Genomic DNA, 20,148 nt, shown 5'->3' on the forward strand with positions numbered 1-20,148 from the left:
AACAAGTATGAACCTTGAATCATTACCAAAATTTTACTCACCAAAATCACCGAAACTAAATGATGAAACGCCGGGAACCAGCTCTGAGGCGTTAACAATCACTGATGTGATGGCTGCACAGGGCATGGTGCAGTCAGTGGCACCACTTGGGTTTAATCTGTTTCTGGCAAAGATGGGAATACAGGATCCAGCACCTGCACTGGAGGGGCTTTTTAACTACGCCCTGGCAATGAAAAATCCGGTATTACAAAAACTAAGTGAGAAGTCTCGCCTTGAAATTCTTCCTGTACTGGTGAAGTTTGCATATGAGGACTATTCCCGTTCGGCGGCGAGTAAATCAGTTTGCCCACATTGCAATGGTGAAGGGGTGTTACGTTCAATGTGTGATGTTGTAAAACATCCAGGCGTAAAAGGTGTAGAGCCTATGATCCGCCATGAGGAAGTTGAAGAAGTTTGTCAGCACTGTAACGGTAAGGGAACTGTCTCGACAGCATGCAGAGGATGTAGGGGGAAGGGAACTGTACTTGATGAGAAGCGCACTAAACTCCACGGCGTGCCGGTAATGAAAGTATGCGGTCGCTGTAATGGCAATCGTTACAGCAGGCTGCCAACAACTATTGCCCGGGCGCAGGTGCAAAAGGTCATTCCTGATTTGACGAATTACACCTGGTACAGCGGTTATGGTGAAGTGATCAATAAGCTGGTCACTAAATGCTGGCAGGAAGAAGCATTCGCAGAGCTGCAATTACGGAAAGTGACACGATAGCTACATTTTTAATGATTTTCGCTGCACGATGCTTGCAATTTTCAAAAAATGTGGTTAGTATTTTCGTAACGATGGGCTTTGAATGTCTAACGTTTATAAACCCGCTCAGGCGGGTTTTTTGTTGCATGTTTTTTAAACTGCTGATAGTGTGATCTATGTCGCACTTTTGCGGCGTTGGCATACAGGAGTTAGCCATGTTTAAAAATAGATTAGCGACCAAGAAGGTCGTAGCTATTACAGGAAACATTGAGATTGGCACAGTATCAGTGTCTGCTAGTCAGAAAAGTATTTCGCTGAATACTGGTTGGGAATTACCAATTATAAAAGTAGACAAGCCGTCTCATTCCTATGAGGTTTACATCAAGCCTCGTCATAAAACCCTTCATCCTTCGCGATGGTGGAAGTAAGATTTTTAAGGCTGCCTACGGGCGGCCTTTTTTATACCTGCGGCTTCCTTTTAAGGAGGCTTTTGCTGTGGAAATGGGCGGCTGGTGGGTGTTGACGCACCCAGCCAGCCATCAGCTCATGCTTTCAGGTCACAAGCTAACCAGGGCCCACTGCTTTAGCGCAAAAGCATAGTGAGCCTACCAGAGTTACGCTTACTGATCTATGAAAAATACTGTAAAAATAAACAGTGTTGAGTTAATCAACGCTGACTCCCTGCATTACATCGCTTCTCTCCCTGATAACTCCATTGACCTTATCGTTACGGATCCACCTTACTTCAGGGTGAAGCCTGAAGGATGGGACAACCAGTGGAAAGGGGACGAGGATTTTTTACGCTGGCTTGATGGATACCTGGCTGAGTTCTGGCGTGTTTTGAAACCCGCCGGTAGCCTTTATCTGTTCTGTGGGCATCGCCTTGCGTCTGATATTGAAATCATGATGCGGGAGCGGTTCAGTGTCCTTAATCACATCATCTGGGCAAAACCTTCCGGTCGCTGGAATGGCTGCAACAAAGAAAGCCTGCGGTCATACTTCCCTGCGACTGAGCGCATTCTCTTCGCTGAACATTACCAGGGCCCATATAAGCTCAAGAGTGATGGATACGCAGAGAAAAGTAACGAGCTCAAACAGCATGTGCTGACGCCGCTGATTTCATATTTCCGTGACGCGCGTGAATCGCTGGGGGTTTCCTCTAAGCAGATCGCCGATGCGACCGGGAAAAAGAATATGGTGTCCCACTGGTTCGGTGCATCTCAATGGCAACTGCCGGGCGAAGCGGATTACCAGAAACTGCAGGAACTATTCACTCAGGTTGCATTCGATAAGCATCGAAACAATGAACTCGACACACCACACCACCAACTGGTGGCCACGTGGCATTCGTTGAACCGGAAGTATTCAGAATTGCTGGAAGAGTATAAGTCTCTCCGGCGGTTCTTTTCTGTTTCAGTCTCTGTTCCTTTCACCGATGTCTGGACGCATAAGCCGGTTCAGTTTTACCCCGGGAAACACCCCTGTGAAAAGCCAGCAGACATGTTGCAGCAGATCATTAACGCCAGCAGCAGGCCGGGTGATGTTGTGGCTGATTTCTTCATGGGATCAGGTTCGACCATTAAAGCGGCTATGAGGCTGGGGCGACGGGCAATCGGTGTTGAGCTGGAAACAGAGCGATTTATTCAGACTGTGGAGGAAATCCGCGAACTGGATAAGACATAACGATCATCACGTCATCCCGCTGTGGTGATCATCATCTTCAGGCTCCGGGAATCACCTTCTTTTTTCACGTTTACAAAAGAGCCCGGAAGCCTGATTTCTTTCAATCACACACAGCGCCATCCGAACTATCGGAGGTGAGGCCTATGAAAATGCCATACAAACAAGATTTCATCGCTGCGCTATTTGCCGCTAAGGAGCAGGGTATTGGTGCAATGCTGGCTTTTATTATGGCGTACCTGCGTGGTCGCTATAACGGTGGCGCCAAGATGAAGACGCTAATTGATGCGCTGATGTGCGCGATGATCGCCTGGTTTATTCGTGACCTGCTCGACTTCTCCGGATTGAGTAGCAACCTCGCATACATTGCCAGCGTCTTTATTGGATACATCGGCACCGATTCGATCGGCAACCTGATTAAAAAATTCGCAGCCAAAAAGGCGGGAGTTGACGATGCAAACCAGTCCTGACGGCATTGCGCTGATAAAAAAATTCGAAGGTTGCCGGCTGTCCGCCTATCCAGATCCGGGAACAGGCGGCGCACCGTGGACGATTGGCTACGGCTGGACCTACCCGGTAGATGGCAAGCCAGTAAAGCCTGGAATGACTATCGACCAGACCACTGCTGATCGGCTGCTGAAAACGGGGCTGGTGAGTTATGAAAACGATGTGCTGAAACTGGTCAGAGTGAAACTGACACAAGGCCAGTTTGATGCGCTGGTATCGTTCGCTTACAACGTTGGCTCGAGTGCGCTATCAACATCCACGCTGTTGAAGAAATTGAACGCTGGCGATATCAAAGGCGCTGCAGATGAGTTTCTGCGCTGGAATAAAGCTGGTGGAAAAGTTATGCCGGGGCTCACGAATCGCCGCAAGGCTGAGCGTGATGTGTTCCTGTCATGATGGGCATCCTGGAGAAATACTGGAAACCACTGGTGATGATGTTGCTGGTGGCCGCCTTATTCATTGCCGGAAATGTCTGGAGTGATCGGGGTTGGGAAAAGAAGTGGGCAGAACGCGACAGCGCTGAGTCGTCACAGACAGTGAACGCGCAGACCGCCGCCCGCATGATTGAACAAGGGCGCATAATTGCCCGTGATGAGGCTGTAAAAGATGCACAAGCACAAGCCGCCAAAGCTGCTGCCACTGCTGCTGGCCTGTCTGCCACTGTTAACAAGCTGCGCACCGAAGCAACAAAACTTGCCACCCGCCTGGACGCCGCAAAGCACACCGCAGATCTTGCCGCTGCCGTCAGAAGCAAAACAGCCAGAGCCGACGCCGGAATGCTCGCCGACATGCTCGGAGATATTGCAGCAGAAGCTAAACGTTATGCTGCAATCGCTGACGAACGCTACATTGCAGGAGTGACTTGTCAACGTACATATGAATCCTTAAGGCAAACTAAAAGTGTATTGCAGAGGGATGAATCAAAATAAAATTCGTCAATTAACATAAAAACATGTGCAGTAGCAGAGTGTTACTGCCTTACAAAACTATATCTTGCTATGTAGTGTTAATCATGCGTTAATGGGGCTCTGGTTTGTTACAAATTTATCTGAAGCAGTCACTGTAATAATTTTATTATTTGTTCCTATTGAGATTTCCTTGTCGGCTTTTTCTCTCTGATAATTTTTTTCGGACCATTCTGCCCAAGGGCTTACTCAAAAAAGGTAATGATTATGTCTAACAAAATGACTGGTTTAGTTAAATGGTTCAATCCTGAAAAAGGGTTTGGTTTTATCACTCCAAAAGATGGTAGTAAGGATGTATTTGTACATTTTTCTGCTATCCAAAGTAACGATTTTAAGACGCTGAATGAGAATCAGGAAGTCGAGTTTGGTGTTGAACAGGGCCCTAAAGGTCCCTCGGCAGTTAATGTCGTAGCCCTTTAAGGAAACTGTTATTACTAATAATATTCACTTCAGATGCCCTTGTTGCCATGGGTCTCAGTACAGAACATCATCTTTTGATGTCACAGATAGCAATCCTTTCGGCGCGAAATGTATTTTTTGCAAAACTACAATGATTACATTCGATAATATTGCAATGTACATTCGTTCTGGTCAGTCTCCATTAGATTTCAGAAAATAAAAATCAGGCCCCTTATGGGGCCTTTTTTATGCGGTTCTTATTGACAGGGTGTACACGGGAGAATTATGAAAAAAGTGATAGTGTTTTTTAATTCAGAATCCGCTGTAGTAGTATCAGTAATGAAGGGTATTACTACAATAATGCGCGAGTACCCTAATGGGGAAAAAGCACATCTACAAGTAATGTCTGCAGGTTTTCCGTCTATAACCGGAGATCATAAGATTGTTTATGTTGCCTCAGACCGGGATGTTACTTCTGAAGAAATTCTTGAAGCAGCATCAAAACTCTTTAAATGATTACTGTTCATACCTTTATGAATGTGGCTAAAGTAGTGAATGGTTGTTTGATTATTGAGCGAAATTCGTATAAACAATATGCACTAACCCCTTGATTATTGAAACTTTCCAACTTATTGTTTATAGATACCAATGGTTGTTCAAGTTATCACATGAATCATGGGATCTGCCGGGCATAGATGCCAATACAGACCAGAAGAGGTGCATGATGAAAATCGAAGAGTTAAAAAGAAAAACTGAAGCGGATATTTCTGATTTCATTACTAAAAAAATAAATGAGCTCAAAAAAAAGACAGGTAAAGAAGTTGCTGATATCCAGTTTACTGCTCGGGAAAAAATGACTGGACTGGAAAGCTATGACATAAAAATTAATTTAATCTAATCGTCATCGACGGCCAGTTCTAATAAAAGCATCATCTTTCTCAAGAGATGATGCTTTTTTATTTCGGCATTTGAAGTTGAGTAAGTGATTCAGCTTGAACTTCATCACATTTTGTTTGCTTTGTTTTTGTGGGTCCTTTCTGGCGATCTGGTCTGTTACGGGGCGGCGTCCGCGCAGATTCTCGCTATTTATGAAAATTTTCGGGTTTTTGCCGTTTCCGTTCTTCTTCTCGTTAATCCATTGTTTTAAAAGAAAACACCCCCTCAAAAGAAAGGAAACGTTAAGCCAGAAAAATGGGTAAAAAACCAGAGATTGTTTCCGTTCTCTTTTTTTGCGCACGGAGTGAGCTATGGAGGTCAACAAAAAGCGGCTTTCTGACATCTTCGGTGTCAGTGTGCGCACGATACAGAACTGGCAGGATCAGGGGATGCCGGTTGCGCGCGGTGGTGGAAAAGGTAACGAAGTACTCTATGACTCAGCCGCAGCTATCGAGTGGTATTCCGCGCGCGACGCGGAGATTGAGAATGAGAAATTACGGAAAGAGGTAGAGGATCTTCGCATTGCTTCGGAATCCGACCTCCATCCCGGCACGATTGAATATGAGCGGCACCGGCTAACCCGAGCACAGGCTGACGCCCAGGAGCTAAAAAATGCCAAAGATACCGCTGAGGTGGTGGAGACCGCATTCTGCACGTTCGTGCTGTCACGGATCGCCGGTGAAATAGCCAGTATTCTCGATGGGATCCCTCTGTCGGTTCAGCGGCGTTTTCCGGAACTGGAAAACCGACATATTGATTTCCTCAAAAAGGACATCATCAAAGCCATGAACAAAGCAGCTGCGCTGGATGAAATCATACCGGGGTTGCTGAGTGAATATATCGAACAGTCAGGTTAAGGGACTGCAGCACTCTGCGAGTGCGGGGCTTCATTCCCTGTACAGGCCAGAGCCGCAGACGGCAGTTGAATGGGCTGATACCCATTATTATCTCCCGAAAGAATCTGCTTATCAGGAAGGGCGCTGGGAAACATTGCCTTTTCAGCGCGCGATCATGAATGCGATGGGAAACGACTATATCCGCGAGGTGAACGTCGTTAAATCTGCCCGTGTTGGCTATTCAAAAATGTTGCTCGGGGTTTATGCATATTTTATTGAGCACAAACAGCGAAACACCCTGATCTGGCTTCCTACCGACGGCGACGCCGAAAACTTCATGAAGTCGCATGTTGAGCCGACTATCCGGGATATTCCTTCACTGCTTTCACTGGCACCGTGGTACGGCAAAAAGCACCGTGACAACACGCTCAGTATGAAGCGTTTTTCTAACGGTCGCGGCTTCTGGTGCCTGGGCGGAAAGGCGGCAAAAAACTACCGTGAAAAATCAGTGGATATTGCCGGATACGATGAGCTCGCAGCATTCGACGACGATATTGAAAAAGAGGGATCTCCGACCTTTCTCGGTGATAAGCGTATTGAGGGTTCGGTGTGGCCCAAATCAATCCGCGGCTCTACGCCCAAAGTGAAAGGAACATGCCAGATTGAGCGTGCGGCAAAAGAGTCAGAACACTTCATGCGTTTCCACGTTGCCTGCCCGCACTGCGGCGAGGAGCAATATCTTAAGTTTGGTGATAAAGAAACGCCATTCGGGCTGAAGTGGACGCCCGGTGAACCGGCCAGTGTTTTTTACCTTTGTGAACATAACGCCTGCGTGATTAAACAGCAGGAACTGGACTTTACTGAGGCCAGGTACATCTGTGATACCACAGGGATCTGGACGCGTGACGGTTTATCCTGGTTTTCATCAACAGGCGCAGAAATTGACCCGCCGGACAGCGTGACGTTTCACATCTGGACGGCATACAGCCCGTTCACTACCTGGGTACAGATCGTCAAGGACTGGATCAAAACGAAGGGGGATACCGGAAAGCGCAAAACCTTCGTGAATACCACGCTGGGTGAAACGTGGGAGCCGAAAATCGGTGAACGGCCTGACGCGGATGTGATGGCTGAGCGTAAGGAACACTTTGAAGCCTCAGTCCCTGATCGGGTTGCCTATCTGACCGCCGGGATCGACTCCCAGCTTGATCGATACGAAATGCGCGTCTGGGGATGGGGGCCTGGCGAAGAAAGCTGGCTCATTGACCGGCAGATCATCATGGGCCGTCATGATGATGAGGCGACGCTTCTCAGGGTTGATGAAGCGCTCAACAAAACATATCCCCGACACAATGGCGTTGAAATGTCGATATCCCGTATCTGCTGGGATATTGGCGGTATTGATCCCACCATTGTCTATAACCGCTCGAAAAAACATGGTCTGTTCCGTGTGATCCCGATAAAAGGGGCATCCGTTTACGGCAAGCCCGTCGCGAATATGCCTCGCAAGCGCAATAAGAACGGTGTCTATCTGACGGAAGTCGGTACTGATACCGCGAAAGAGCAGATTTACAACCGTTTCACCCTGGTAGCCGAAGGTGATGAACCGTTGCCGGGGGCCGTTCACTTCCCCAACAACCCTGATATTTACGACCTGACTGAGGCACAGCAGCTGACCGCCGAGGAACAGGTTGAGAAATGGGTGGACGGGCGGAAGAAAATAGTCTGGGACAGCAAAAAGCGCCGCAATGAGGCACTCGACTGTTTTGTGTATGCGCTGGCGGCACTGCGGATCAGTATTTCCCGCTGGCAGTTGAACCTTGATTCTCTTCTGGTAAGCCTGCTGGAGGAAGAAGGGGCGCGTAAACCGAAAAAGACCGTGGCAGATTACGCCAGGGCATTATCTGGAGATGAGTAATGGCGTCACAATCCGATCTCGACAGCGCCCGCGCCGCACTGCATGACCTGATGACGGGAAAGCGGGTGGCGACGGTACAAAAGGACGGTCGCCGGGTGGAGTTTACGGTGACTTCGGTGAGCGACCTTAAAAAATACATTGCTGATCTGGAGGTTCAGGTCGGTATCACTCAACGTCGCCGGGGGCCGGCAGGATTTTACGTATGAAAACACCTGCACTTTTGGGGCCGGACGGCAGGACGTCGTTACGGGAATACGCCGGTTATCACGGCGGTGGTCATGGTTTTGGTGGTCAACTCAGGGGGTGGCAACCGCAGAGCGAAAGCCCTGATGCGGCATTACTGCCCAATTTTGTGCGCGGTAACGCCCGCGCAGACGATCTGGTCAGGAATAACGGCTATGCCGCAAATGCGATACAACTGCACCAGGATCATATCGTCGGCTCATTCTTTCGCCTGAGCCACCGTCCGAGCTGGCGTTTTCTTGGCATTTCTGAAGAGGATGCCCGGGCTTTCTCCCGCGAGGTGGAAGCCGCATGGAAAGAGTTTGCCGAAGACGACAACTGCTTTATCGATGCGGAGCGCAAACGCACTTTCACGATGATGATCCGTGAAGGCGTGGCAATGCACTCCTTTAATGGTGAATTGTGTGTGCAGCCCGCGTGGGACAGCAGCCCCGGACGCCTTTTCCGTACACAGTTCAAAATGGTCAGTCCGAAGCGTATCAGTAACCCGAATAACACGGGCGACACGCGAAACTGTCGCGCCGGTGTGGCGGTGAACAACACCGGGGCCGCGGTGGGGTATTACGTCAGCGATGATGGTTATCCTGGCTGGATGCCGCAGAAATGGACGTATATCCCGCGTGAACTGGCTGGTGGGCGCACTTCATTTATTCACATTTTTGAGCCGCTTGAGGACGGCCAGACCCGCGGCGCCAACCAGTTTTACAGCGTTATGGAGCAAATGAAGATGCTCGATACGTTGCAGAACACACAGTTGCAGAGCGCTATCGTGAAGGCAATGTATGCTGCCACTATCGAGAGCGAACTCGATACCCAGACTGCGATGGATTTTATTCTCGGCGCTGATAATAAAGAGCAGCAGAACAAATTCACGGGCTGGCTGGCGGAAATGGCGTCGTACTACTCTGCGGCGCCGGTTCGCCTGGGTGGGGCTAAAGTACCGCACCTTATGCCGGGTGATTCCCTGAATCTCCAGTCGCCACCGAACGCGGATAACGGCTATTCGGTCTTCGAACAGTCGCTGTTGAGGTATATCTCTGCCGGGCTTGGCGTTTCGTTTGAACAACTGTCCCGGAATTACTCCCAGATGAGTTACTCCACCGCCCGCGCCAGCGCCAATGAATCATGGGCGTTTTTTATGGGGCGCCGGAAATTCGTGGCGTCCCGTCAGGCGTGCATGATGTTTCTCTGCTGGCTGGAGGAGGCCATTATCCGTCGGGTTGTGACATTGCCTTCCCGGGCAAGGTTCAGCTTTCAGGAAGCGCGAAGCGCCTGGGGAAACTGCGACTGGATTGGTTCCGGGCGTATGGCTATTGACGGACTGAAAGAGGTTCAGGAAGCGGTCATGCTGATTGAAGCGGGCCTCAGTACGTATGAAAAAGAGTGCGCCAAACGCGGTGAAGATTATCAGGAAATTTTCGCGCAGCAGGTTCGCGAAACGATGGAGCGCCGCGCCGCCGGGCTCAAACCGCCTTCATGGGCTGCTGCTGCCTTCCAGTCCGGGTTAGAGAATTCCACTAAGGAGGAGAAAGATGACGCCCGAGCTGCGTAATCTCCCGCATATTGCCAGCCTGGCTTTTAATGAGCCGCTGCTACTTGAACCCGCCTATGCGCGGGTTTTCTTTTGCGCGCTGGCGGGCCAGTTGGGTATTACCCGTCTGACAGATACCGTTTCCGGCGTCACTCTCAGCGGTGAACAGATTGCTGAACCTCTTGCGCTGTTTGGTGACGATGAAGAGATGGGGCCGCGCCCGTCACGCAGTTACCAGGTGATCGACGGTATCGCGGTTTTGCCGGTTTCTGGCACGCTGGTGAGTAAAACCCGTTCGCTGAAACCGTATTCAGGTATGACGGGTTACAACGGCATTATTGCCCGCTTGCAACAGGCTATCAGTGATCCCGGCGTGGACGGCATTCTTCTGGATATGGATACACCTGGCGGCATGGTATCCGGTGCTTTTGACTGCGCTGACATTATTGCCCGTCTGCGGGATATCAAACCGGTCTGGGCGCTGGCGAACGACATGAACTGTAGCGCCGGGCAGCTTATCGCCAGCGCGACATCCCGTCGTCTTGTTACACAGACCGCCAGAACCGGTTCGATCGGCGTCATGATGGCGCACAGCAACTACGGTGCTGCACTCAAGACCAGCGGCGTCGAAGTCACGCTCATCTACAGCGGCGATCACAAGGTCGACGGAAACCCTTACGAAAAGTTGCCTAAGGATGTGCGTGCTGATTTTCAGTCACGTATTGATGCCACCCGACAGATGTTTGCTGAGAAGGTGGCCGGGTACACCGGCCTGACTGTTCAGGCGGTACTGGATACCGAAGCGGCGGTTTTCACCGGACAGGAATCCATTGAGAACGGAATCGCAGACGAACTCGTCAATAACACCGACGCGCTCAGTGTGATGCGCGATGCACTTGATAAACGAAAGAAAATAACCCTCGGAGGAAATATGAAAACTACCACTGCATCCGCTGAAACAACTCAGCCTGTAGCGGACGCATCAGCCGGAGTCACTCTCGACGGTGCGATGCCTGCCGCGGCGGTAAATGCTGCACCCGCCGATATCAGCGCGCAGGTTTCAGCGGCGGTAAATGCCGAAAACAGCCGAATCATGGGGATCCTGAACTGTGAAGAGGCGAAGGGCCGTGAATCGCAGGCGCGGGTGCTCGCGGCAACACCGGGTATGACGATTGAAAATGCGCAACTGATCCTCGCCGCGGCGCCAGCGAGCGCGCAGGTCAGAACGGATACCGCACTTGATCGCCTGATGGACACCGCGCCTGGTGCTGTCAGTGCCGCCAGCCAGGCATCTGATACCGATGACCTGATGAACACACCTGTATAAGAGGTTCCAATGCCAAACGAAGAATTTAAGCATTATCAGCCGCTGGGTAACAGTGACCCGGCACATACCGCATCCGCACCCGGTGCCTTAACGGACAGTGTTCCGGCGATGACGCCGCTGATGCTTGATCCCGCTGCCGGAAAGCTGGTTGTCTGGGACGGTGCTGCCGCTGGCACAGCGACAGGCATTCTCGCGATTGACGCCGATCAGAACAGTGCTCAACTGACGTTCTTTAAAACGGGCTCTTTCCGGATTGAAGATGTGTTGTGGCCTGATGCTGCGGCAACCGATAACGTCAGACGCAACGCCTTCGCCGGTACCTCCATCAGTATTGTGTGACCCCTTAACCAGCCAGTTATCTCCATCCATAAAGGCCGCATGAGCGGCCTTTTTTCTACGGGAAAAAACTATGTCTATGTATACCACTGCCCAGTTGCTGGCGGTTACCGAGAAAAAATTCAAATTCGATCCGCTGTTTCTGCGTATCTTCTTTCGTGAAAGCTATCCGTTTTCCACCGAAAAAGTTTACCTTTCTCAGATCCCCGGACTGGTGAATATGGCGCTGTATGTGTCGCCGATTGTCTCCGGCAATGTGATCCGCTCACGCGGCGGTAACACTTCCGAATTCACGCCGGGTTATGTGAAACCGAAGCACGAGGTAAACCCGCAAATGACGCTTCGTCGCCTGCCTGACGAAGATCCGCAGAACCTCGCCGATCCGGCATACCGCCGTCGCCGCATCATCCTCCAGAACATTAAAGATGAAGAGCTGGCGATTGCGCAGGTTGAAGAGATGCAGGCGGTTTCGGCTGTGCTCTATGGTAAATACACCATGACAGGGGATAAGTTTGACCCGGTTGAGGTGGATATGGGGCGCAGTGCCGTCAACAACATCACCCAGGCTGGCGGGGCTGCATGGTCCGGCAAAGACAAAGAAACGTATGACCCGACGGAGGACATCGAAGCGTATGCGCTTAATGCCAGCGGCGTGGTCAATATTATTGTTTTTGACCCGAAAGGCTGGGCACTGTTCCGTTCTTTCAAGGCAGTAAGAGAGAAACTGGATACCCGTCGTGGCTCAAACTCCGAGCTGGAAACCGCGCTCAAGGACCTGGGCAGGGCGGTGTCTTACAAGGGCATGTACGGCGATGTCGCGATTGTGGTTTACGCCGGGCAGTACATTGAAGGTGACGCCAAAAAGAACTACCTGCCGGATCTTTCTATGGTGCTGGGCAACACTCTGGCGCGCGGTCTGCGTACCTATGGCGCAATTCAGGACGTTGATGCACTGAATGACGGTATCAACTCCTCCACGCGTTATCCGAAAAACTGGATCCAGACTGGCGATCCGGCGCGTGAGTTTACGATGGTCCAGTCTGCGCCACTGATGCTGCTGGCCGATCCTGATGAATTTGTGTCGGTAAAACTCGCGTAATTCCTCTCGTATGGCCCTCCGGGGCCATTTCTCTGGAGCACTATCCATGACAGCAAAAGAAAAACTGGTTGAGCGCCTGAAAGCGCTTGGCGCACAACTTGGGCGTGATGTGAACGTTACCGGCACTGTCGAAGAACTGACGATGCGAGTTGCAGAGCTTGAGGAAGAGCTTGACGACGGTAACGATGACGAACAGTCCGGTAATAACGGGATTAACGCGCAGGAAAACGCCACGGACAATCCTGATGGTGATCAGGTGCAGGAGAAACCCGCGGTAACGGATGCCGGGCTGGTGACGGTTATTACGCGCGCCACCCTGCACATCGATGCGCTGCATGAAACAGAAAATACGCCTGTCGCCATCGCCGTGACAGGGATGTCGATCCGTGTTCTGCCGCATGAAGCCGAAGCACTGATTGCTGGTGGGCTTGCCAGCGAAAAATAACCGGGGGCGACGTGGCTGATTTAGACAACATTTTCGATGCTGCTCTGTCCCGTGCTGATGATGTTATTCGTTGCGCTATGGGGGTGGAAGCCTCAGTGACTTCCGGTGAAATGGCGGGGCAAACGATACGTGGTGTTTTTGATGATCCCGAGAGTGTCGCATATGCGGGCAGTGGTGTCCGGGTGGAAGGTACAAGCCCGTCACTGTTCGTGGAGACATCTTCTGTCAGCGAGTTGCGGCGCCACGATACCCTGGTGATCAACGGTTCGTCTTACTGGGTTGATCGTATCGGGCCGGATGATTGCGGAAGCTGTCATGTTTTCCTTGGTAAAGGTTCGCCGCCGGTATCAAACCGACGGCATTAAGGGGGAGGCATGTCCATTAAAGGTCTGGAACAGGCAATCGCAAACCTGAACAGTATCAGCACTACCGCCGTGCCGCGTGCTTCAGCGCAGGCGGTTAACCGTGTTGCGACACGCGCGGTTAATAAAAGCGTCTCTGTCGTATCGAAAGACACCCGGGTGCCACGCAAGCTGGTTAAACAGCGCGCAAGGGTAAGACGTGCCACGGTGAAGAAGCCGCGGGCGTTAATTCGTGTAAACCGGGGTAACCTGCCGGCGATCAAACTCGGTACCGCCAGTGTCAGACTTTCCCGCCGTAAACGTGACAGGCGAGGAGCAAACAGTGTGTTGCGTATTGGTCCGTTTCGTTTTCCGGGCGCATTTATTCAGCAACTGAAAAACGGTCGCTGGCATGTTATACGGCGAACGGCAAAACCCCGCTACCCGATTGAGGTCGTCAGCATCCCGCTGGCGGTGCCACTGACAACGGCGTTTAAGGATGAACTGCCAAAACTGATGGAAACCGATATGCCCAAAGAGCTACGGGCATCCCTTAAAAACCAACTCAGGCTGATTCTGAAACGATGAAACACAGTGATATCCGACAGGCGATTATCGATGCCCTTGAAGGGACTATCGGTCATGACGCGATTTATTTTGACGGCCGGCCGGTGGCATTTGAAGAAAATGAATTTCCGGCAGTGGCTGTTTTTCTGACGGACGCAGAACCAACAGATGCTGTCCTTGATGCAAATGAATGGCAGGCCACCCTGCATATCGAAGTTTTTCTGCCTGCCCAGGTCCCTGATTCCGAACTGGATGAGTGGATGGAGTCACGTGTTTACCCGGCTATGGCGGATATTCCGGCGCTGGAGGGGATCGTTACGCTCATGAATGTCCTGGGGTATGACTACCAGCGCGATGAGAATCTGGCGCTGTGGAGTTCCGCCGACCTTAAATATTCCATTACTTACGAAATGTGAGGATGCTATGCCAACACCAAACCCGCTTGAGCCTGTAAAAGGTGCAGGCACCACGCTGTGGATTTATACCGGCACGGGGAATCCGTTCGCCAACCCGCTTTCGGATATCGACTGGAGCCGCCTGGCGAAAATCAAGGATCTGACACCGGGAGAAATGACGGCTGAACCGTATGATGATACCTATCTCGACGATGAAGATGCAGACTGGAGTGCAACGGCTCAGGGGGAAAAATCAGCCGGGGATACGTCCTTTACGCTGGCCTGGAAGCCGGGTGAAGCCGGTCAGAAAGACCTGGTAACCTGGTTTAATGATGGCTCGGTTCGCGCTTACAAAATCAAATACCCGAACGGTGCTGTTGATGTGTTCCGCGGCTGGTGCAGCAGTCTCGGCAAGGCGATCCCTGCCAAAGAAGTCATCACCCGCACAGCAAAAGTCACCAATACCGGCAAACCTGGACTGGCAGAAGAAAGCGGCGAGCCGGTTGTTCCGGTAACCGGCGTCACGCTGGATAAAGAGACTGCAGCGGTGGGTATTGGTGACACGACCACAGTGGTCGTCGGGATTACTCCTGCAGGGGCATCAGATAAAACCTTCCGCCTTTCCTCATCCGATCCGTCAGTGGCGACAGCAACTGCCAGTGATGACACCGTCACGATTACGGGGGCGGCGGCAGGTACCGCAGATATTGTGGTCATGACCAATGATGGCCTTTTCGTGGCGATCTGCAGCGTAACAGTTTCCTGAATACCGGGGCTTCGGCCCCGTCCCGGAGTTAATCATGTTTCTGAAAAGCGAACCGCTAAAGCAAAACGGTGCGAGCGTTACGTTGTATGAGCTGTCGGCGCTGCAGCGTATTGAGCATCTTGAATACCTGAAAAAAATTGAAGCCGTTGATGAAGGGGATATCCAGACAGCCATGGAAACCACTGTGCGTGGCAGTGCATTTGTGGTGGCGATGTCACTATGGCATGCCCATGCACTGAAAGGCACGCTGCCTGGTGGTGCTGCCGAAGAGGTTAAAAAAATACAGGATGAGGTGCTGTCTACCTGGCCTCTCGAGGTGCTGGCACTGGCTGAATACAGGATAAAAATCCTGTCCGGTATGTTACCGCCGCCAGAAGACGTTACTGAACCTGAAAGCGACGTTCAGGCAGAGCCGGTCACCGCGGAAAAGTCCTCGCCAGCGAGCTGACGTTCGTCATGAAGCTGGCGCGTGAGTTCAGTCGTCCTGACTGGCGCGCAATGCTGGCTGGCATGTCCTCCACGGAATACAGCGACTGGCGTATTTTCTACCGGGACAATTATTTTCATGACGTGCAGCTTGATGCTCACTTTTCAGGTTTGCTCTACACCCTTTCATCGATGTTTTTCCGTGACCCGGATTTGACTCCTGCCATCTTCAGCATACTGACACCGACTCCCGACGATTTGCCACCGGAAGAGCCTGATGACGATATGTTGATGGCGAAGGCGTCAGGAATGACAGGAGGCGTTCGCTATGGCCCAGACGGCAGTCGGGGATCTGGTTGTTAACCTTGACGTTAACTCGACAAAATTTAATGAACAGATAACCCACGTTAAGCGACAGTTCAGACAAACAGGGGATGCGGCTAATGATACGGAGTTACGTATCCGGCAGGCGTTCTCGCGTCAGGAAATTGCGGCAAAAAAAGCCGGTCTTTCCGTGGGGCAGTACTCGAATGCGATGCGTATGCTGCCCGCACAATTTACAGATATTGCGACGCAGCTGGCGGGCGGGCAGAGTCCGTGGCTCATTATGCTGCAGCAGGGCGGGCAGGTTAAAGACTCATTCGGCGGGATTATTCCCACGTTCCGGGCTTTGACGGGGGCCATATCTCCGCTGATGGTGGGTGTTGGCGCATTGTCAGTGGCAACGGGGGCGTTATTTTATTCGTGGTACCAGGGCTCATCCACGCTTTCAGATTTCAATAAAACGCTCGTTCTTTCAGGTAATTCGGCTGGCCTGACGGCAGACAGAATGCTGGTTCTGGCAAGAAACGGACAGAGTGCCGGGCTGACGTTCAGCCAGACGAGTGAGGCGCTGACGGAACTGGTTAATGCCGGCGTGCGCGCCGGGGCGAATTTCGATGCGATGAGCCAGTCAGTTTCCCGCTTTACTGAAGTGTCCGGCGTTCCGGTTGATAAGGTTGCTGCAGCGTTTGGCAAACTGACGAATGATCCTACCTCCGGTCTTATCGCGATGGCCCAGCAGTTCCATAACGTGACGGCTGAGCAGATTGCGTATGTTGCGCAGTTGCAACGTGCCGGTGATGAGGCTGCTGCCCTGCAGGCGGCTAATGATGCGGCAACCAGCGGGTTTAACGAACAGACAAAATCCCTGCGCGACAATATGGGGACCATTGAGTCAGCAGCGGATTCCCTGAAGCGCGCTTTTAAATCGATGTGGGATGCGGCGCTGGACGTCGGGCGACCGGATACAGCGCAGGAGATGGTCAGTAAGGCAGAAGCCGCGTTTAAGCGTGCGGATGAAATCTGGAACCTGCGTAGAAACGACGGGTACGTGAACAGTGAAGCGCGTGACCGGTTCTGGAATGACAGGGAAACAGCCAGGATGGCGCTGGAAATGGCACAGCAGCAAGCGGGTGTTGCAAGGGCGAATGAGGAGAATGCCTCCCGTGAAGCGGTTGCTGAGTCTGACAGGCAGAAATATGCCGCCCAGGCACAGGCTAACTATGCAAAAACACAGTCTGCACTTGAGAAGTACACACAAAGGCAGAATGAGCTGAATAAGGCGCTGAAAGAAGGGCGCATTCTTCAGGCAGATTACAACATTAATATGTCGGCGGCGAAAAAGGAGTACGAGGATTCACTGAAAAAGCCGGGCAAGGCTCCGGCGGTGAAAACGCCCTCCGGCGTCAGGGCCGTCGATACCGCCAGCGCACAGACGATTGAACTGCAGGCGCAACTGAGAACACTTCAGGAGCACCGCAGTATTACTGACACCATCAGCCAGCAGCGGCAGGAGCTCTGGCGCCAGCAGTCACGGTTTACTGTCCTTGAAGAAGCCGCGAAAACACGAACCCTTTCCACTCAGGAAAAATCCTTACTGGCCAGCAAGGATGAAGTCCTTTCCCGCGCAGAGGTTAACGCGCGCCTCGGTGATCAGATCATGGCGCAGGAGCGCCTGAACCGCCTGCAGGATACCTCCCGGAAATACGTCACGCAGATCGGCGAGAAAACGCGGGCGCTGGTTGCTGGTGGTGCGATGAGCAGCCGGGCCGCGCAACGTCAGAATGAAGAGGCGCAACTTCGTCAGGGATGGCTCAATGCGGGGGGGACTGATGCCAACCAGGGTTATCAGAATGAACTGGCCGCACTGAAAAACTACTACGCAGCGCAGGACAATCTGCGCGGTGACTGGCTGTCTGGTGCTAAATCAGCATGGGCTGATTATGCAGATTCAGCAACCGATGCTTATGGACAGATGAAGTCAGCCGCAGCCAGTACCTTTGATGGTATGTCGCAAAATCTGTCTGACATGTTGATAACAGGTAAGGCGAAAATGGCTGATTTTACCAGAGCGACATTGTCGATGTTGACTCAGATCCTGATGAAGCAGGCTCTGGTAGGAATTGTTGGCTCAGCAACTTCGGCTATCGGTTTTGCTGGTGGCGGTTTCACTGGTTCAGGTGGGAAGTATGAGCCCGCCGGGGTGGTTCACCGTGGTGAATTTGTTTTCACAAAAGAGGCTACCAGCCGGATCGGCGTCAGCAACCTGTACCGGATGATGAAGGGCTATGCCTCTGGTGGTCTGGTAGGTGGAGGTTCAACAGGTCCGGCGGCACCCTTCGGCGTCAGTGTCTATGCGCCGGTGACGGTTGAAAATCCCTCCTCCGGTATACAGCAGCAGAACAACGGGGAAGCGCTGGGACGAGCCTATCAGCAGGTGATTAATAAATCGGTGAATGAAGGGATTGCCAAAGCGATCCAGCCTGGCGGTCTAATCTGGAATGCGACAAAAGGCAGGTAGGTTTTATGGCAATAGAAACTTTTACCTGGCGTATCCAGGCGGCAAGTCAGCCGACAACGGGCAGCAGGGATGCAGTCCGGAAGGTGCAGTTTGGTGACGGGTATACGCAGATCAGCGGATCGGGCCTGAATGATGAAGTGCTCACTTATGAGTTTTCATATACAGGAAACCCGAAAACAGCGCTGGAAATCTACGCGTTTTTACGCCGGCATAAAACGAAGTCCTTTGTTTTTACGCCCCCTTACGAGGATAAAAACCTGTGGAGGGTTGAGGCTGACAGCCTCAGGAAGGTGGTCAAAAACAAAAAGGTTATGACCATTACAGCAACATTCGAGCAGGCATTTGCACCATGACATTGCACACAGATTATCAGAAGCTTGAGCCAGGCAATCCGGTGCGGCTTTTTGAAGTCGACGGAACCGCGTTTGGTGTGTCTGACGTGATGCATTTTCACGCGCATAACGTCGCGTATACGCCGGAGGAAATTGACGCTGCCGGCGGTGATGAAAGTAAACTCCCGGCAAAGTCGATCTGGTGGCAGGGGAATGAATATAAAGCCTGGCCATGTCAGATCGAAGGCATTGAGGCAACCACTGACGGCACCAGCCCACAACCCAAGCTCAGCGTAGCCAATCTCGACAGTTCGATTACTGCCCTGTGTCTTGCTTATGATGATCTTCTGCAAGCGAAAGTGTCTGTCCACGACACCCTGGCGAAGTATCTTGATGCCAGAAATTTTACTGGCGGTAACCCGACAGCCGATCCGACGCAGGAGAAGCTGAAGGTTTTCTACATTGACGCTAAAAGCAGCGAGACCAACGAGGTTGTTGAATTTACGCTGACCAGCCCGATGGACCTGCAGGGGCTGATGATCCCGACGCGCCAGTTGCATTCTCTGTGTACCTGGTGCATTCGCAATAAGTATCGTTCCGGCGATGGCTGTGATTATGCCGGCACGCGCTATTTCGATAAAAACAACAAGCCCGTCAGTGATCCTTCCCTGGATGAATGTAACGGTACTCTTACGGCCTGCAAACTGCGACATGGTGAAAGTAACGAGTTACCGTTTGGCGGGTTCCCCGGCACCTCTTTAATCAGGAGTTAATATGCGGCAAAAAACCATTAGTGCCATTATGGCGCATGCCGCTGCCGAGTATCCTCGGGAATCCTGCGGTGTGGTAGCGCAGAAAAGCCGTGTTGAGCGTTACTTTCCGTGCCGCAATCTGGCAGCAGAACCGACAGAGCATTTTCATCTTTCACCGGAGGATTATGCGACCGCAGAAGACTGGGGAACGGTGATCGCTATCGTTCACAGCCATCCGGATGCAACAACGCAACCGAGTGAACTGGATAAGGCTCAGTGTGACGCAACGCTTCTCCCCTGGCATATTGTCAGCTGGCCGGAAGGTGATTTACGGACCATTCAGCCTCGCGGGGAGCTACCGTTGCTCGAGCGACCGTTTGTTCTTGGTCACTTCGATTGCTGGGGGCTGGTGATGAGCTACTTCCGGCAAACCCACGGGATAGAACTTCAGGATTACCGCGTGGATTATCCGTGGTGGGAAGATCAGTATCCGGATAATTTTTATCAGGAGTGCTGGTTTGAATGTGGATTCCGGGAGTTTGAAGGTGCGCCACAACCAGGCGATATGGTGATCATGCAGGTCCAGGCGAATAAGTGGAACCATGCCGGGATCCTGCTGGACGGTAACATGTTGCTGCATCACCTTTATGGGCATCTCAGCCAACGGGTTCCGTATGGTGGATATTGGAAGGAAAGAACGATGAAAATCCTGAGATATGAGTCACTATTCTAATTTGAAGCGTGTAGATACAAAGATAAG

Annotated in this window: 28 protein-coding genes and 1 pseudogene; 28 read left to right on the plus strand and 1 reads right to left on the minus strand. The window is 51.8% G+C overall.

The genetic code is table 11. The annotated features are described in order from the left end of the window. The first annotated feature begins 7 nt into the window (after positions 1–7). The 10 genes from OGW13_RS17920 (at position 8) to OGW13_RS17965 (ending at position 5,194) form a co-directional block, all read left to right on the plus strand. Positions 8–766, plus strand: a complete 759-nt coding sequence (locus OGW13_RS17920; protein ID WP_141227573.1) for an antitermination protein — start codon at positions 8–10, stop codon at positions 764–766. A 194-nt stretch (positions 767–960) separates the two neighbouring features. Then, positions 961–1,173 (plus strand): hypothetical protein, encoded by a 213-nt coding sequence (locus OGW13_RS17925; RefSeq protein WP_156594895.1) that lies wholly within the window; start codon positions 961–963, stop codon positions 1,171–1,173. Positions 1,174–1,375: 202 nt separating this feature from the next. Then, on the plus strand, positions 1,376–2,428 hold the full coding sequence (locus OGW13_RS17930) for a DNA-methyltransferase (RefSeq protein WP_141227572.1): 1,053 nt from the start codon (positions 1,376–1,378) through the stop codon (positions 2,426–2,428). Positions 2,429–2,571: 143 nt separating this feature from the next. Next, positions 2,572–2,895 (plus strand): phage holin, lambda family, encoded by a 324-nt coding sequence (locus OGW13_RS17935; RefSeq protein ID WP_090049440.1) that lies wholly within the window; start codon positions 2,572–2,574, stop codon positions 2,893–2,895. Continuing rightward, complete coding sequence (locus tag OGW13_RS17940) at positions 2,879–3,328, plus strand: lysozyme (protein WP_046401840.1); 450 nt, start codon at positions 2,879–2,881, stop codon at positions 3,326–3,328. The genes OGW13_RS17935 and OGW13_RS17940 overlap by 17 nt, the downstream gene beginning before the upstream one ends. Continuing rightward, on the plus strand, positions 3,325–3,861 hold the full coding sequence (locus tag OGW13_RS17945; RefSeq protein ID WP_046401841.1) for a DUF2514 domain-containing protein: 537 nt from the start codon (positions 3,325–3,327) through the stop codon (positions 3,859–3,861). The genes OGW13_RS17940 and OGW13_RS17945 overlap by 4 nt, the downstream gene beginning before the upstream one ends. A gap of 243 nt (positions 3,862–4,104) precedes the next feature. Further along, entirely contained in the window at positions 4,105–4,317 is a 213-nt protein-coding gene (gene cspE, locus OGW13_RS17950) for a transcription antiterminator/RNA stability regulator CspE (protein ID WP_042319517.1), read from the plus strand. A gap of 10 nt (positions 4,318–4,327) precedes the next feature. Further along, positions 4,328–4,516 carry a cold shock small protein YmcF gene (ymcF, locus tag OGW13_RS17955; RefSeq protein WP_071887719.1) on the plus strand — a complete coding sequence of 63 codons (189 nt, stop codon included), beginning with the start codon at positions 4,328–4,330 and terminating at the stop codon, positions 4,514–4,516. A gap of 65 nt (positions 4,517–4,581) precedes the next feature. Then, positions 4,582–4,812, plus strand: a complete 231-nt coding sequence (locus OGW13_RS17960) for a hypothetical protein (RefSeq protein ID WP_043001123.1) — start codon at positions 4,582–4,584, stop codon at positions 4,810–4,812. Between the two features lie 208 nt (positions 4,813–5,020). Beyond that, positions 5,021–5,194 (plus strand): GnsA/GnsB family addiction module toxin, encoded by a 174-nt coding sequence (locus OGW13_RS17965; RefSeq protein ID WP_141227697.1) that lies wholly within the window; start codon positions 5,021–5,023, stop codon positions 5,192–5,194. A gap of 3 nt (positions 5,195–5,197) precedes the next feature. Here the strand turns inward: OGW13_RS17965 and OGW13_RS17970 are convergent, their stop codons facing one another. Continuing rightward, positions 5,198–5,575, minus strand: a complete 378-nt coding sequence (locus OGW13_RS17970; protein ID WP_197069167.1) for a hypothetical protein — start codon at positions 5,573–5,575, stop codon at positions 5,198–5,200. Between OGW13_RS17970 and OGW13_RS17975 the strand changes: the two genes are divergently transcribed. The 18 genes and pseudogenes from OGW13_RS17975 (at position 5,544) to OGW13_RS18060 (ending at position 20,121) form a co-directional block, all read left to right on the plus strand. Next, positions 5,544–6,089 (plus strand): terminase small subunit, encoded by a 546-nt coding sequence (locus tag OGW13_RS17975; protein WP_044258782.1) that lies wholly within the window; start codon positions 5,544–5,546, stop codon positions 6,087–6,089. The genes OGW13_RS17970 and OGW13_RS17975 overlap by 32 nt on opposite strands. Further along, positions 6,064–7,986, plus strand: coding sequence for a phage terminase large subunit family protein (locus tag OGW13_RS17980; RefSeq protein ID WP_141227571.1), 1,923 nt, complete (start codon positions 6,064–6,066; stop codon positions 7,984–7,986). The genes OGW13_RS17975 and OGW13_RS17980 overlap by 26 nt, the downstream gene beginning before the upstream one ends. Continuing rightward, a complete protein-coding gene (locus tag OGW13_RS17985) occupies positions 7,986–8,192 on the plus strand; it encodes a phage head-tail joining protein (protein WP_043001120.1) in 207 nt (68 codons plus the stop codon). The genes OGW13_RS17980 and OGW13_RS17985 overlap by 1 nt, the downstream gene beginning before the upstream one ends. After that, on the plus strand, positions 8,189–9,781 hold the full coding sequence (locus tag OGW13_RS17990) for a phage portal protein (RefSeq protein WP_141227570.1): 1,593 nt from the start codon (positions 8,189–8,191) through the stop codon (positions 9,779–9,781). The genes OGW13_RS17985 and OGW13_RS17990 overlap by 4 nt, the downstream gene beginning before the upstream one ends. Continuing rightward, positions 9,762–11,087: a S49 family peptidase gene (locus OGW13_RS17995; protein WP_141227569.1), complete on the plus strand. Its 1,326-nt coding sequence runs from the start codon at positions 9,762–9,764 to the stop codon at positions 11,085–11,087. The genes OGW13_RS17990 and OGW13_RS17995 overlap by 20 nt, the downstream gene beginning before the upstream one ends. Before the next feature lie 9 nt (positions 11,088–11,096). Next, positions 11,097–11,426, plus strand: a complete 330-nt coding sequence (locus tag OGW13_RS18000; protein WP_094465318.1) for a head decoration protein — start codon at positions 11,097–11,099, stop codon at positions 11,424–11,426. Between the two features lie 70 nt (positions 11,427–11,496). Further along, the gene (locus OGW13_RS18005; protein WP_125339894.1) at positions 11,497–12,522 is read left to right on the plus strand and encodes a major capsid protein; all 1,026 of its coding nucleotides are present in this window, start codon (positions 11,497–11,499) and stop codon (positions 12,520–12,522) included. 46 nt (positions 12,523–12,568) lie between these two features. Further along, positions 12,569–12,967 carry a DNA-packaging protein FI gene (gene gpFI / locus OGW13_RS18010; protein ID WP_125339893.1) on the plus strand — a complete coding sequence of 133 codons (399 nt, stop codon included), beginning with the start codon at positions 12,569–12,571 and terminating at the stop codon, positions 12,965–12,967. Between the two features lie 11 nt (positions 12,968–12,978). Then, positions 12,979–13,332 (plus strand): head-tail joining protein, encoded by a 354-nt coding sequence (locus OGW13_RS18015; RefSeq protein WP_125339892.1) that lies wholly within the window; start codon positions 12,979–12,981, stop codon positions 13,330–13,332. A gap of 9 nt (positions 13,333–13,341) precedes the next feature. Then, positions 13,342–13,896: a phage tail protein gene (locus OGW13_RS18020; protein WP_200016476.1), complete on the plus strand. Its 555-nt coding sequence runs from the start codon at positions 13,342–13,344 to the stop codon at positions 13,894–13,896. Then, entirely contained in the window at positions 13,893–14,291 is a 399-nt protein-coding gene (locus OGW13_RS18025) for a phage minor tail U family protein (RefSeq protein ID WP_125339890.1), read from the plus strand. The genes OGW13_RS18020 and OGW13_RS18025 overlap by 4 nt, the downstream gene beginning before the upstream one ends. A 7-nt stretch (positions 14,292–14,298) precedes the next feature. Then, complete coding sequence (locus tag OGW13_RS18030) at positions 14,299–15,036, plus strand: phage tail protein (protein ID WP_125339889.1); 738 nt, start codon at positions 14,299–14,301, stop codon at positions 15,034–15,036. Between the two features lie 34 nt (positions 15,037–15,070). Beyond that, on the plus strand, positions 15,071–15,484 hold the full coding sequence (gpG, locus tag OGW13_RS18035; protein WP_125339888.1) for a phage tail assembly chaperone G: 414 nt from the start codon (positions 15,071–15,073) through the stop codon (positions 15,482–15,484). A gap of 8 nt (positions 15,485–15,492) precedes the next feature. Beyond that, a pseudogene (locus OGW13_RS18040) lies at positions 15,493–15,807 on the plus strand (phage tail assembly protein T); the annotation flags it as partial. Further along, positions 15,791–18,304, plus strand: a complete 2,514-nt coding sequence (locus tag OGW13_RS18045) for a phage tail tape measure protein (RefSeq protein ID WP_125339887.1) — start codon at positions 15,791–15,793, stop codon at positions 18,302–18,304. The pseudogene OGW13_RS18040 and the gene OGW13_RS18045, both read left to right, overlap by 17 nt. Before the next feature lie 5 nt (positions 18,305–18,309). Then, positions 18,310–18,657, plus strand: a complete 348-nt coding sequence (locus OGW13_RS18050) for a phage tail protein (protein WP_043001107.1) — start codon at positions 18,310–18,312, stop codon at positions 18,655–18,657. Then, positions 18,654–19,409 (plus strand): phage minor tail protein L, encoded by a 756-nt coding sequence (locus tag OGW13_RS18055; RefSeq protein ID WP_044258177.1) that lies wholly within the window; start codon positions 18,654–18,656, stop codon positions 19,407–19,409. Before OGW13_RS18050 ends, OGW13_RS18055 begins: the two co-directional genes overlap by 4 nt. A gap of 1 nt (position 19,410) precedes the next feature. Beyond that, positions 19,411–20,121 carry a C40 family peptidase gene (locus OGW13_RS18060; RefSeq protein ID WP_043001105.1) on the plus strand — a complete coding sequence of 237 codons (711 nt, stop codon included), beginning with the start codon at positions 19,411–19,413 and terminating at the stop codon, positions 20,119–20,121. The last annotated feature ends 27 nt before the right edge of the window (positions 20,122–20,148 follow it).

The sequence above is a fragment of the Citrobacter sp. Ca225 genome (assembly GCF_030337175.1).
Taxonomy (GTDB): domain Bacteria; phylum Pseudomonadota; class Gammaproteobacteria; order Enterobacterales; family Enterobacteriaceae; genus Citrobacter_A; species Citrobacter_A amalonaticus.

What these genes read in the sequence shown, in the direction of transcription:
- OGW13_RS17920 (WP_141227573.1), top strand. Translation starts at nt 8, where the DNA reads ATGAACCTTGAATCATTACCAAAATTTTACTCACCAAAATCACCGAAA.
- OGW13_RS17925 (WP_156594895.1), top strand. Translation starts at nt 961, where the DNA reads ATGTTTAAAAATAGATTAGCGACCAAGAAGGTCGTAGCTATTACAGGA.
- OGW13_RS17930 (WP_141227572.1), top strand. Translation starts at nt 1,376, where the DNA reads ATGAAAAATACTGTAAAAATAAACAGTGTTGAGTTAATCAACGCTGAC.
- OGW13_RS17935 (WP_090049440.1), top strand. Translation starts at nt 2,572, where the DNA reads ATGAAAATGCCATACAAACAAGATTTCATCGCTGCGCTATTTGCCGCT.
- OGW13_RS17940 (WP_046401840.1), top strand. Translation starts at nt 2,879, where the DNA reads ATGCAAACCAGTCCTGACGGCATTGCGCTGATAAAAAAATTCGAAGGT.
- OGW13_RS17945 (WP_046401841.1), top strand. Translation starts at nt 3,325, where the DNA reads ATGATGGGCATCCTGGAGAAATACTGGAAACCACTGGTGATGATGTTG.
- cspE (WP_042319517.1), top strand. Translation starts at nt 4,105, where the DNA reads ATGTCTAACAAAATGACTGGTTTAGTTAAATGGTTCAATCCTGAAAAA.
- OGW13_RS17960 (WP_043001123.1), top strand. Translation starts at nt 4,582, where the DNA reads ATGAAAAAAGTGATAGTGTTTTTTAATTCAGAATCCGCTGTAGTAGTA.
- OGW13_RS17965 (WP_141227697.1), top strand. Translation starts at nt 5,021, where the DNA reads ATGAAAATCGAAGAGTTAAAAAGAAAAACTGAAGCGGATATTTCTGAT.
- OGW13_RS17975 (WP_044258782.1), top strand. Translation starts at nt 5,544, where the DNA reads ATGGAGGTCAACAAAAAGCGGCTTTCTGACATCTTCGGTGTCAGTGTG.
- OGW13_RS17970 (WP_197069167.1), bottom strand. Translation starts at nt 5,575, where the DNA reads ATGTCAGAAAGCCGCTTTTTGTTGACCTCCATAGCTCACTCCGTGCGC.
- OGW13_RS17985 (WP_043001120.1), top strand. Translation starts at nt 7,986, where the DNA reads ATGGCGTCACAATCCGATCTCGACAGCGCCCGCGCCGCACTGCATGAC.
- OGW13_RS17990 (WP_141227570.1), top strand. Translation starts at nt 8,189, where the DNA reads ATGAAAACACCTGCACTTTTGGGGCCGGACGGCAGGACGTCGTTACGG.
- OGW13_RS17995 (WP_141227569.1), top strand. Translation starts at nt 9,762, where the DNA reads ATGACGCCCGAGCTGCGTAATCTCCCGCATATTGCCAGCCTGGCTTTT.
- OGW13_RS18000 (WP_094465318.1), top strand. Translation starts at nt 11,097, where the DNA reads ATGCCAAACGAAGAATTTAAGCATTATCAGCCGCTGGGTAACAGTGAC.
- OGW13_RS18005 (WP_125339894.1), top strand. Translation starts at nt 11,497, where the DNA reads ATGTCTATGTATACCACTGCCCAGTTGCTGGCGGTTACCGAGAAAAAA.
- gpFI (WP_125339893.1), top strand. Translation starts at nt 12,569, where the DNA reads ATGACAGCAAAAGAAAAACTGGTTGAGCGCCTGAAAGCGCTTGGCGCA.
- OGW13_RS18020 (WP_200016476.1), top strand. Translation starts at nt 13,342, where the DNA reads ATGTCCATTAAAGGTCTGGAACAGGCAATCGCAAACCTGAACAGTATC.
- OGW13_RS18025 (WP_125339890.1), top strand. Translation starts at nt 13,893, where the DNA reads ATGAAACACAGTGATATCCGACAGGCGATTATCGATGCCCTTGAAGGG.
- OGW13_RS18030 (WP_125339889.1), top strand. Translation starts at nt 14,299, where the DNA reads ATGCCAACACCAAACCCGCTTGAGCCTGTAAAAGGTGCAGGCACCACG.
- gpG (WP_125339888.1), top strand. Translation starts at nt 15,071, where the DNA reads ATGTTTCTGAAAAGCGAACCGCTAAAGCAAAACGGTGCGAGCGTTACG.
- OGW13_RS18045 (WP_125339887.1), top strand. Translation starts at nt 15,791, where the DNA reads ATGGCCCAGACGGCAGTCGGGGATCTGGTTGTTAACCTTGACGTTAAC.
- OGW13_RS18050 (WP_043001107.1), top strand. Translation starts at nt 18,310, where the DNA reads ATGGCAATAGAAACTTTTACCTGGCGTATCCAGGCGGCAAGTCAGCCG.
- OGW13_RS18055 (WP_044258177.1), top strand. Translation starts at nt 18,654, where the DNA reads ATGACATTGCACACAGATTATCAGAAGCTTGAGCCAGGCAATCCGGTG.
- OGW13_RS18060 (WP_043001105.1), top strand. Translation starts at nt 19,411, where the DNA reads ATGCGGCAAAAAACCATTAGTGCCATTATGGCGCATGCCGCTGCCGAG.